The 10,727-nt window shown below is 44.7% G+C and carries 12 protein-coding genes; 10 read left to right on the top strand and 2 right to left on the bottom strand.

Annotated features, from left to right (window positions below; translation table 11 throughout):
* The 4 genes from QYB97_RS23900 to QYB97_RS23885 all read left to right on the top strand — a co-directional run.
* A partial coding sequence (locus QYB97_RS23900) for a hypothetical protein (RefSeq protein ID WP_301168508.1) occupies positions 1 to 181 on the top strand: 181 nt, incomplete at its 5' end.
* Between the two features lie 23 nt (positions 182 to 204).
* Positions 205 to 702, top strand: coding sequence for a thiol peroxidase (gene tpx / locus QYB97_RS23895; RefSeq protein ID WP_301168507.1), 498 nt, complete (start codon positions 205 to 207; stop codon positions 700 to 702).
* A 129-nt stretch (positions 703 to 831) separates the two neighbouring features.
* Entirely contained in the window at positions 832 to 1,827 is a 996-nt protein-coding gene (locus QYB97_RS23890; protein ID WP_301168506.1) for a class I SAM-dependent methyltransferase, read from the top strand.
* Positions 1,828 to 2,017: 190 nt separating this feature from the next.
* Positions 2,018 to 3,205: an acetate kinase gene (locus tag QYB97_RS23885; protein WP_301168505.1), complete on the top strand. Its 1,188-nt coding sequence runs from the start codon at positions 2,018 to 2,020 to the stop codon at positions 3,203 to 3,205.
* Between the two features lie 51 nt (positions 3,206 to 3,256).
* Here the strand turns inward: QYB97_RS23885 and QYB97_RS23880 are convergent, their stop codons facing one another.
* Entirely contained in the window at positions 3,257 to 4,138 is an 882-nt protein-coding gene (locus QYB97_RS23880) for an AraC family transcriptional regulator (RefSeq protein ID WP_301168504.1), read from the bottom strand.
* A gap of 152 nt (positions 4,139 to 4,290) precedes the next feature.
* On the opposite strand from QYB97_RS23880, the gene QYB97_RS23875 reads away from it, so the two are divergent.
* A complete protein-coding gene (locus QYB97_RS23875; protein ID WP_301168503.1) occupies positions 4,291 to 5,127 on the top strand; it encodes an EcsC family protein in 837 nt (278 codons plus the stop codon).
* Positions 5,128 to 5,200: 73 nt separating this feature from the next.
* Here QYB97_RS23875 and QYB97_RS23870 read toward each other — a convergent pair whose 3' ends face one another.
* Positions 5,201 to 5,521 (bottom strand): hypothetical protein, encoded by a 321-nt coding sequence (locus QYB97_RS23870; protein ID WP_425589841.1) that lies wholly within the window; start codon positions 5,519 to 5,521, stop codon positions 5,201 to 5,203.
* Positions 5,522 to 5,739: 218 nt separating this feature from the next.
* Here QYB97_RS23870 and QYB97_RS23865 point away from each other — a divergent pair, with 218 nt between their 5' ends.
* The 5 genes from QYB97_RS23865 (at position 5,740) to ald (ending at position 10,679) form a co-directional block, all read left to right on the top strand.
* Positions 5,740 to 6,948, top strand: coding sequence for an argininosuccinate synthase (locus QYB97_RS23865; RefSeq protein ID WP_301168502.1), 1,209 nt, complete (start codon positions 5,740 to 5,742; stop codon positions 6,946 to 6,948).
* Positions 6,945 to 8,366, top strand: coding sequence for an argininosuccinate lyase (argH, locus tag QYB97_RS23860; RefSeq protein ID WP_301168501.1), 1,422 nt, complete (start codon positions 6,945 to 6,947; stop codon positions 8,364 to 8,366). The genes QYB97_RS23865 and argH overlap by 4 nt, the downstream gene beginning before the upstream one ends.
* A gap of 26 nt (positions 8,367 to 8,392) precedes the next feature.
* The gene (locus tag QYB97_RS23855; RefSeq protein WP_301168500.1) at positions 8,393 to 8,557 is read left to right on the top strand and encodes a hypothetical protein; all 165 of its coding nucleotides are present in this window, start codon (positions 8,393 to 8,395) and stop codon (positions 8,555 to 8,557) included.
* A 150-nt stretch (positions 8,558 to 8,707) separates the two neighbouring features.
* Positions 8,708 to 9,469, top strand: a complete 762-nt coding sequence (locus QYB97_RS23850) for an SDR family oxidoreductase (protein WP_301168499.1) — start codon at positions 8,708 to 8,710, stop codon at positions 9,467 to 9,469.
* 94 nt (positions 9,470 to 9,563) lie between these two features.
* On the top strand, positions 9,564 to 10,679 hold the full coding sequence (gene ald / locus QYB97_RS23845) for an alanine dehydrogenase (protein WP_301168498.1): 1,116 nt from the start codon (positions 9,564 to 9,566) through the stop codon (positions 10,677 to 10,679).
* The last annotated feature ends 48 nt before the right edge of the window (positions 10,680 to 10,727 follow it).

Genomic DNA, 10,727 nt, shown 5'->3' with positions numbered 1-10,727 from the left:
GTTAACTGTTTTTACAGTTAACTTTTTTCTTTTGGTTGACATAATCGGGTTTTGGCGGGTAAAAAGCGCAAAATGGCGGGTATTTAGAAATAACGGCGGGTACACGATGAGCGGGAACGGTCCCTTCAGCTTTTCATTTGCACATTCTGGTTCTTCGCTATATGATGGGACATGTACATAATTAAATAAGAGGAGGCTGTTTTCATGGGAGTTACATTTAAAGAAAAACCGGTTACACTGGCTGGCAAGCAAGTACAGGTAGGTGACCAGGCTCCGGATTTCACGGTGCTGGCAAATGATTTGTCGGAAGTAACGCTTGCGGACTCAAAAGGTTCTGTTCGTTTAATCTCGGTAGTGCCTTCTGTTGATACAGGAGTTTGTGATGCGCAGACCCGCCGCTTTAATGAGGAAGCTTCCAAATTGGATAACGTGAAGATACTTACTGTTTCTGTTGACCTTCCTTTTGCTCAAAAGCGCTGGTGCGCAGCAGCGGGAGTAGAAAACGTTCAAACGGTATCCGATCACCGCGACCTTTCTTTCGGTAAAGCATACGGTGTAGCGATTGAAGAACTTCGCCTTCTGGCAAGAGCGGTTTTCGTTGTAGACAGCTCAGACAAAGTAACTTACGTTGAATACGTGGATGAAGTAACCAACCATCCAAATTATGAGGCTGCTATCGAAGCTGCAAAAGCTGCCAAGTAAACAAGAAACTCCGGATTCCGATTCCGGAGTTTTTTATCGGTGTGAATCTCCCATGAACAGCTTGCTAATTTGAAATAAAGCATTAAACGCATAAAAAGTGCGGCTGCAAGATATATAGGAGGAACGACAATGAATAGCAATCTTTCGAATGTAGAAAAAATATTTATGGTTATCGACCATTCGGCGGAAAGAATTAAACAGGAAGAAGACCTGACGTACCTGGATGCCCTTATTGAAACCGGGGAAAATATGTTTCATAAGGAAATTCCTGAAGACGCATCTCAAGTTACCAAAGCCTTTTTGGAAAAGGAATATGCAAAGGTAAAGCTTGAAGCCATGAATCCCGAGGAAATCCGAAAAGCCTTTCAGCTTGCCGTATTAAAAGGAATGAAGGAGGCCATTCAGCCCCACCACGCCATGACACCGGATGCGGTTGGTATTTTTATCAGTTATCTTGTCCAGAAGCTGATGCCTTCGACCAAAGATGTTTCCTTGCTCGATCCTGCGGCAGGTGCGGGTAATTTGCTGACAACGGTATTGAATCAATTGGATGGCAATATAAAAAGCTTTGGCGTAGAGGTGGATGAAACCCTCCTGCGGCTGGCATGGATCATTTCCAATCTGCAAAAGCATAACGTTGAGTTTTATCATCAAGACAGCATAAGGCCGCTTTATGTGGAACCCGTGGATCTAGTAGTCACTGATCTCCCTGTCGGATTTTATCCGAATGATGAAACGGCAAAGGAATTTATCGTTGGCGCCCAAGAGGGGCACACGTATGCTCATCATCTTCTAATTGAGCAGAGCCTTCATTATCTGAAAGAATCTGGATTTGGAGTATTTCTTGTTCCCAACGGTCTGTTCTCCAGTGAACAGGCGCCTCTTCTTCAAAAAATGATCAAAGAGAAGGCTGTCATTATCGGGATGATTCAGCTGCCGTTAAGTCTTTTTAAACAAGAGACGCAGGCAAAAAGCATTCTTCTTCTGCAGAAAAACGGAGAGAATACAGTAAAACCGAAGCAGGCACTGCTGGTGGATCTGCCGTCCTTCTCCAAAAAGCAGGCCATTGCCAGCGTGATGGACCAAATGAATGAATGGTTTAGCAAAGAACTGAAACGTCCATAATAACTATAGAAATATATCCACAATGGAAACGAATTCATTTCAGAAAAATACGAATATGGCAGGTAAGCCTTTACAAACTTGAAATAAGCGGATAACGATGGTTAAATGGTTAAGGATATATTGAATTTATATGAGAAGAAGTACATGGTCACATGCACTTCTTTTTCATTGCTGTTAAGGAGCTAAAAGAATGGCTAAAATTATTGCAATCAATGCCGGGAGTTCTTCCTTGAAATTTCAATTGCTTGAAATGCCCGAGGAGCTGGTTCTCACAAAAGGCGTGGTTGAACGAATTGGATTAAATGACTCCATTTTCACCATTGAAGTGAATGGGGAAAAAATAAAAGAAGTAACAGATATTCCTGATCACGGAGTAGCGGTAAAAATGCTGCTTAATAAACTCACCGAGCATAACATCATCTCCTCCTATGATGAGATCGAAGGAATTGGGCACCGGGTCGTCCACGGCGGGGAAAAATTCCATGATTCTGCGGTAATCACGGATGAAGTTCTTGAAGAAATCGAGGAGCTTTCTTTCCTTGCGCCACTTCACAATCCTGCCAATGTGGTAGGCATTCGTGCATTTAAGGAAATATTACCAGATGTCCCGTCTGTTGCTGTGTTTGATACAGCATTTCATCAGTCGATGCCTGAACAATCATATTTGTACAGTTTACCATATGAATATTATGAAAAGTACGGAATCCGTAAATACGGTTTTCACGGAACATCCCACAAGTATGTATCCGAGCGCGCGGCTGAACTCCTTGGCCGTCCGATTGAACAGCTTCGCCTGCTGTCCTGCCATTTAGGAAACGGAGCAAGTATTGCTGCTATTGAAGGCGGAAAATCCATTGACACTTCCATGGGCTTCACGCCTCTTGCGGGTGTGGCTATGGGAACACGTTCAGGAAACATTGACCCTGCACTCATTCCTTATATTATGCAAAAGACAGGACAAACTGCCGAGGAAGTACTGAATGTATTGAACAATAAGAGTGGTATGCTCGGTGTTTCCGGATTCTCATCCGATCTTCGCGATATCGAACAAAAAGCGAATGAAGGAAACGAGAGAGCAGAACTTGCACTTGAAGTATTCGCTTCACGTATTCATAAATACATTGGTTCTTATGCTGCACGCATGGCTGGAATCGATGCGATCATCTTTACTGCCGGTATCGGTGAGAACAGTGACACCGTTCGGGCGAGGGTGCTTCGCGGCCTGGAATTCATGGGAGTATACTGGGACCCTGCACTAAACAAAATCCGCGGCAAGGAAGCTTTCATCAGCTATCCGCATTCACCAGTAAAAGTCATCGTCATTCCAACAAACGAAGAAGTAATGATTGCGCGCGATACCGTACGACTATCAAAATAAATAGATTGAACAAAAGGACAGCCCTTCATAAAGAGCTGTCCTTTTTTGTCTTTATTGTTGTTTCTTCTTTTTGACCGGAATCCAAATTTCGCTTTTAAAGGTTGGGGAAGTTGTATCTTTCTGTTCATTCCACAAAATCTCCGGTCCCTCTATTTGTTCATAGCTGGAGGAGGGGAACCACTCGGAATAAATTCGTCCCCACGTTTGCTGTAAGGTTTGCGGAAAAGGGCCGATTGCTTCAAAAACAGCCCACGTACTTTGCGGAACTTCAAGTAATGTCCAGGCATCAGCAGCCTGGAGTGTAGTGGCTGCCCCAATGTAATGATCCAATTCTCCCTTTCCCTCCATTCTTTCTTCGGAAAAATTGGCAGAAGCGCTGATCAGTCCATGAGGCTCCATATTGGAATATCCCTTTAATTCTTTAATTTGCAGTTCATCGAGGCTTTCCCACATGGATTGTATTTCAGGATTAACACCCTCAAACTGCAGTCTGACTCTTTTCTTGAGACCCACTATACGAAAGGCTCCCTTTTCTGCGATACGGTAGTTCATTTCATTTCCTCCTCTGATGGATAGGTGGAAGGTCATCGGGGGAAAAGCTTTCAATGAATGGCCGTTATGGCGCGCTTCAGAGGGAGTGATCCCATGAAGATTCACAAAAGCCCTCGTAAAGGCATCGGAAGAGCTGTATCCGTATTTTACAGCGATGTCGATTACCCGCAATGAAGAGTCGCTGAGTTCAAAGGCAGCAAGTGTCAGGCGCCTGCGCCGAATATATTCAGAAAGCGTCATCCCTGCGAGGAAGGAAAACATTCGTTTGAAATGATATTCGGAGCAAAGGGCCTTTCGGGCCACTTGTTTAAAATCGATGCGATCTGTTAAATGCTGCTCAATATAGCTTAATGCCGCATTCATATCTTTCAGCTGATCCATAATAACCTCCTTAACTGCTACAATAGCAAGAGAAATGACTGGGCATCCGACTTTCCGTGCACGAAGATGCAGGGTGCAGGGGATTTATGTTATAAAAGATAAAAAGGTTGTATAATAACTATAACAAATGTGAAATCTCAGGAGGTCGAATTGTGAGCCTAACGCCTAGAGAAGAAAAAGTAATGAATTCCATTCTTCAGTGGGAGTCCAGTTATTTTGAATATGAGCCGACAGACTTTGAAGCGACGTACGAGCGGTGGGTGAAACAGCAGCTGAACCAATTGAACCCGGCCCTCATTGAAAAGATGAACAATGGGATTGATGCAGCTTTATTCCATGTTCATGCACTGATCCAAAATTCCAGGCATCAAAAGGACGTCCGGGAAAGGCTATTGTCAGAGGCGAGAATCTTTTATCCGGAAGCAGAAGAAATTGAAGATTTGAAAGCATGCTCCATTGATCAGCTTACATATATTGCCCAACAGCAGATTGCCAGAAGCCGGATGCTGTCACTTGCGCAGGGAGGACTTTCAGGAACCGGCGGGTTATTGTTGTTGGGAATCGACATCCCGGCGATGATTGCCCTGCAGGTTCGTTCCATTCAATATATCGCGATGAATTATGGATACGACATTCAAAAACCGTCTGAAATGATGATGTCGCTCAAGGTGTTCCATGCATCCACTCTTCCTAAGCGCTACCAGCATGAAAGCTGGGGAGAACTGATGGAGGAAATCAGCAGCGGGGAAGCCGATTCGTTTTTTTATGTTGGAGATGAATCGGTAGCTGATGTTTCCTGGCTGTCTATGCCTCTGAGACAGGGCATGAAGGGACTCATTATCACCATGCTGAAAAAGAAGGTCGTCCAGGGAATTCCGCTTATTGGAGTGCTGTTTGGAGCAGGTATGAACTATCAGAAATCGAGAGAAGTTACAGAGTTCGCCCATAAATTTTATCAAAAACGTTTTTTAATGGATAAACAACACTGATTTTTATACATTTTATGCATACGGCATACAAAAAACACCCGATGATCTGCTGATTGGCACCGGGTGTTTTTTATTATGAATGAAGTCGGGTGCTAATATCCTGATGAGTCCGGTACCAGAGCCACAAATCGTTAATAATGGACGCCAGATCAGCGATTTCCCAATTTAACCGGCAGGAGACTTCGAAATTTTCTTCCTCGCCCAGCGCTTCTTGCTTTTGATTAATGGTTTCTTCAATCTGTGCAATACGGTCCGGGATCGTTCCGCGGATGGTTTCCCACTCGGCCAGGATTTCGGCCTGTTTTGCGGCGGAGTAGTCTTCCCAGCGCTGATCCAGGCGGGGAAGAGCAATGCCAAGGCGCCCATTAAATATAAAATCTGATCTCACTTTCATCACCTCTGCTTCCATCATACATATTATAAAGCAGTTGTAAAATGAAATCAGAATTAATATTTATACATTTTTATAAATAATTATTGAAATATGATCCAAGAGTTGGTATAGTGGTCTCAGAAGAAAAATTGGAGTTGCAAAGAGCAGCTTCTTTTATTTAACCGGTAATGCATAAAAATTAAGTTTAAAGTATTTTAATACAAAGGAGTTTTTATAGAATGGCGAACAAAAAAGTGGTATTGGCATACTCAGGCGGATTGGATACTTCAGTAGCAATCAAGTGGCTACAGGAGAAAGGCTACGATGTTATTGCTCTTGGACTCGATGTAGGGGAAGGAAAGGATCTCGATTTTGTTAAAGAAAAAGCGTTGCTTGTAGGGGCAGTGGAATCAATCAGCCTTGATGTGAAAAAAGAATTTGCACAGGAATTTGTTCTTCCCGCGCTTCAAAGCCATGCAATGTATGAAGGAAAATATCCGGTGGTTTCTGCACTATCACGACCGTTGATCGCAAAAAAACTGGTTGAGGTAGCTGAGGAATACGGCGCACAGGCAGTGGCTCACGGATGTACAGGAAAAGGAAATGATCAGGTTCGTTTTGAAGTTTCAATTTCTGCTTTAAATCCAAATCTTGAAGTGATTGCTCCGGTTCGTGAGTGGGGATGGTCACGTGATGAAGAGATTGAATACGCAAGAAAGCATAATATTCCGATTCCGGCTACTCTTGACAGCCCGTATTCAGTGGACCAAAACCTTTGGGGTAGAGCGAATGAATGCGGCATTCTCGAGGATCCCTGGATCGCACCTCCAGAGGATGCGTACGATTTGACTGCAGCGCTTGAAGATACGCCAAACACACCAGATGTTATCGAACTTACATTTGAAGAAGGTGTTCCAGTTGCATTGAACGGAATTCCTTACAGCCTTGATCAATTGATCCTTCATTTGAATAAGGTAGCCGGTGCGCATGGTATTGGCCGAATCGATCATGTGGAAAACCGATTGGTGGGCATTAAATCACGTGAAATTTACGAGTGTCCTGCAGCCGTTACATTGCTTAAGGCACACCGTGAGCTCGAAGACATTACCCTTGTAAAAGAAGTAGCTCATTTTAAGCCGGTTGTTGAGAAGAAATTGACGGAAGTCATTTATGAAGGACTTTGGTATTCACCAATTCGTCCTGCACTTCAGGCTTTTCTTGAACAAACACAAAAAACCGTAACAGGTGTGGTACGTGTCAAGCTGTTTAAAGGGCATGCCATTGTGGAAGGACGTAAGTCACCATTTTCCCTTTATGATGAAAAGCTTGCCACCTATTCAACAGAAGATACATTTAATCACCAGGATGCAGTAGGATTTATTTCTCTTTGGGGCCTTCCAACCAAAGTGAGCAGCCAGGTGAAGCAGCAAAACGGGGTGAAAGCATGACCACAAAATTATGGGGAGGAAGATTTACCGCATCCGCTGAACAGTGGGTCGATGAATTCGGTGCTTCCATCTCTTTTGATAAAGAATTAGTAGAAGAAGATCTTGCAGGCAGCATCGCCCACGTGACGATGCTTGCCAAATGCGGGATTATAAAAGAAGAAGAAGCAGAAACGATTCGTGGCGGTCTGCAAACACTTTTGAAAAAAGCACAAAACAATGAGCTGGAGTTCAAGGTGGACTATGAGGATATTCACTTGAACCTGGAAAAGCTGCTTACTGATGAAGTCGGGCCGGTGGGCGGAAAGCTTCATACGGGCAGAAGCCGAAATGACCAGGTTGCAACAGATATTCACCTGTACATGAAAAAGCAGGTTTCTGCGTTTATCGAACAGGTGAATCAGCTGCAAACGGTACTGCTTTCTCTTGCGGAGGAGCATGTGGAAACCATCCTGCCTGGCTATACCCACCTGCAGCGGGCACAGCCGGTTTCATTTGCTCATCATTTAATGGCTTATTTCTGGATGTTCCAGAGAGATAAAGAACGCCTTTCCGACAGCATGAAGCGTATTGACGTGTCCCCGCTTGGGGCCGGTGCGCTTGCAGGGACAACGTTTCCTATTGACCGTGAATATAGCGCCCAGCTTCTTGGATTTGATGATATCTATCACAATAGCCTGGATGCGGTCAGTGACCGGGATTTCCTGGTTGAATTCTGCAGCAACGCATCGCTTGTTATGATGCATTTGTCCCGTTTTTGCGAGGAGCTGATTCTGTGGTCTTCACAGGAGTTTCAATTTGTTGAAATCAGTGATTCGTTTGCGACAGGCAGCAGCATGATGCCTCAAAAGAAAAACCCGGATATGGCAGAGCTGATTCGCGGAAAAACCGGACGTGTCTATGGCAGCCTGGTTTCCTTGCTGACGGTGCTAAAAGGATTGCCTCTTGCGTACAACAAGGATATGCAGGAAGACAAAGAACCGCTGTTTGACGCGGTGCATACGTTAAAAGGTTCATTGGCCATTTTTACCGGCATGCTTGAAAGTCTTACGGTTAAATCAGAGAATATGCAAAAAGCCGTCTCTTCGGATTTCTCAAATGCCACTGAACTGGCCGATTATCTTGTGAATAAAAATATTCCATTCCGTGAAGCCCATGAAATTGTAGGCAAACTGGTGCTGACCTGTATTCAGAAGTCGGTGTATTTACTGGATTTGCCGTTTGAAGAATACACATCCGCCTCTTCATGCTTTGAAGAAGATGTTTATGACGTCCTTCAGCCTAAAACTGTTGTTGCCCGACGAAATTCTGCCGGAGGAACCGGTTTTGAAGCCGTCAGAGCTCAATTGGAAGTGGCGAAGACTAAAATTTTACCAGCCAAATTGTGGCACGCTAATTCTGCCTCCCGTGGTGAACACTAAGGTAAACCCGAGAAGGAGGAGATCGCATGCCCAAACAAGAAAAACCTGGTTCCTTCGCTTCCTTTGACCAGGAAGATGAGATTACTATTCAACAGCAGATCAATGAATCGTATCAAAGCGGAATCGTTGATTATGTAGATCAGGGCCATTCGAAAAAAGAGTGGGAAGATGAAGAAAGTCTTGAATCTTAATATACGAAAAAGCACCTGGCGAGCCAGTGTGCTTTTTTTGTCTTGCTGTAATGAGTAGTGCAACACATTTGAACGGTGTCCGGAATAGACTTAGTTATGGAGAAATGGTTACAATGATAATAAAGGATCAGAGTTTTTGGAGGTGATACAGTGAGGCATGCCATTGTCACAGCAGGATCAAAAGGATTGGGCAAGAAAGTATCAGAGCAGTTAATCAAGAAGGGCTGTTCCATCACTGTAAACTATCGGAGCGATGAACAGGCCGTAAGCAAGCTCAAGCAGGAATGGGAGAAGTATGAAGACCGCATCCAATACATAAAAGGCGATGTAACAAAAAAAGAGGATATCTCCCGTATTTGTGAAGAGGCTCTTAAACAATTTGGACGCATCGATTACTTAATTAATAACGCCGGCCCCTATATATTTGAACGAAAAAAGCTGGCTGATTATGAAGACCATGAGTGGTATGAAATGATCGAAGGGAATTTAAGCTCTGTGTTTCATTTTTTGAAATGCACTATACCGATTATGAGAAAAAACGGTTTTGGGCGCATTATCACATATGGGTTTCAGGACGCGGAGTACACACCGGGCTGGGTCTATCGTTCAGCGTTCAGCGCAGCGAAGGTGGGGCTTGTATCACTTACCAAAACAATAGCGCTTGAAGAAGCAGAACACGGCATTACAGCGAACATGGTTTGCCCGGGCAACATTATCGGAGAGATGAAGGAAGCCGGTATTGAAGAAGCAAGGATGCTGGGAGACCGAGATACGCCCATCGGCCGTTCGGGAACAGGGGAAGACATCGCCCGGCTGATTTCATTCTTGTGTGAAGAAAATTCGGATATGATTACAGGCAGCATCATTTCAGCGACAGGAGGCCTGGATGTCATCAACCGTCACCGGAAATAGGAAGTTTTTTAGTATTTTCTTGCTCAAATGCTAAGACTAAACATGGATACGTTTTTACATAAATAATCATTGGTCACAATGAGGAGGATGAAAAATGAAAATCGGTGTTCCTACAGAAGTGAAGAATAATGAAAACCGTGTGGCAATGACGCCGGCGGGTGTGCTGAACCTGGTGGCATCCGGCCATGAAGTGTATGTTCAGACCGGGGCAGGTGAAGGATCGGGCTTTCATGATTCAGAATATGAAAAGGCAGGGGGAACGATTGTTCAGACTGCTGATCAGGCCTGGTCCATGGACATGGTGATGAAGGTAAAAGAACCGCTGCCCGAAGAGTATATCTATTTCAGGGAGGGATTGATTTTATTCACCTATCTGCACCTTGCCCCAGAGCCGGAGCTGACTAAAGCCCTCATTGATAAAAAAGTAGTGGGCATCGCTTATGAGACGGTGCAGCTGCCAAACCGTTCACTTCCGCTCCTGACTCCAATGAGTGAGGTCGCAGGGAGGATGGCGGCGCAAATCGGCGCACAATTTCTAGAAAAGCCAAAAGGCGGGAAAGGTATCCTGCTTGGAGGAGTTCCCGGGGTAAAACGAGGGAAGGTAACGGTCATCGGCGGCGGAGTTGTCGGAACGAACGCAGCGAAAATAGCCATGGGGCTTGGAGCTGATGTTACGATCATTGACTTGAGCCCGGAGCGGTTAAGACAGCTGGATGACATCTTCGGAGCAGAGATTAACACTCTCATTTCCAATCCTTTGAACATTGCACAGTCAGTAAGCGAGTCAGATCTTGTGATTGGCGCTGTGCTGATCCCTGGTGCGCGTGCACCAAAGCTGGTAACAGAGGAAATGATTAAATCGATGAAGCCGGGGTCTGTCGTTGTGGATGTAGCCATTGACCAGGGCGGAATCTTTGAGACCGTTGATAAAATCACCACCCATGATAATCCGACGTACGAAAAACACGGAGTGGTCCATTATGCGGTCGCCAACATGCCGGGAGCCGTTCCTCGGACATCAACGATCGCACTGACGAATGTAACTGTTCCCTATGCGGTCCAAATCGCAAATAAAGGCTATAAAGAAGCATGCCGCAAAAATGAGGCACTTCTTAAAGGAATCAATACGCTTGATGGCTATGTGACATACGAGGCGGTGGCTGAAGCACACGGTCTTGAGTACAAGTCCGTTCATGAGTTTATTGATTAAAGATTAATACAAAAGGAAACAGCGGATCCAAATCTGGATCCACTGTTT

Source organism: Fictibacillus fluitans, from assembly GCF_030418125.1.
Lineage (GTDB): Bacteria > Bacillota > Bacilli > Bacillales > Fictibacillaceae > Fictibacillus_C > Fictibacillus_C fluitans.
The sequence above is the reverse complement of the archived record's forward strand: the minus strand, read 5'-3'. Positions and strand labels throughout refer to the sequence as shown.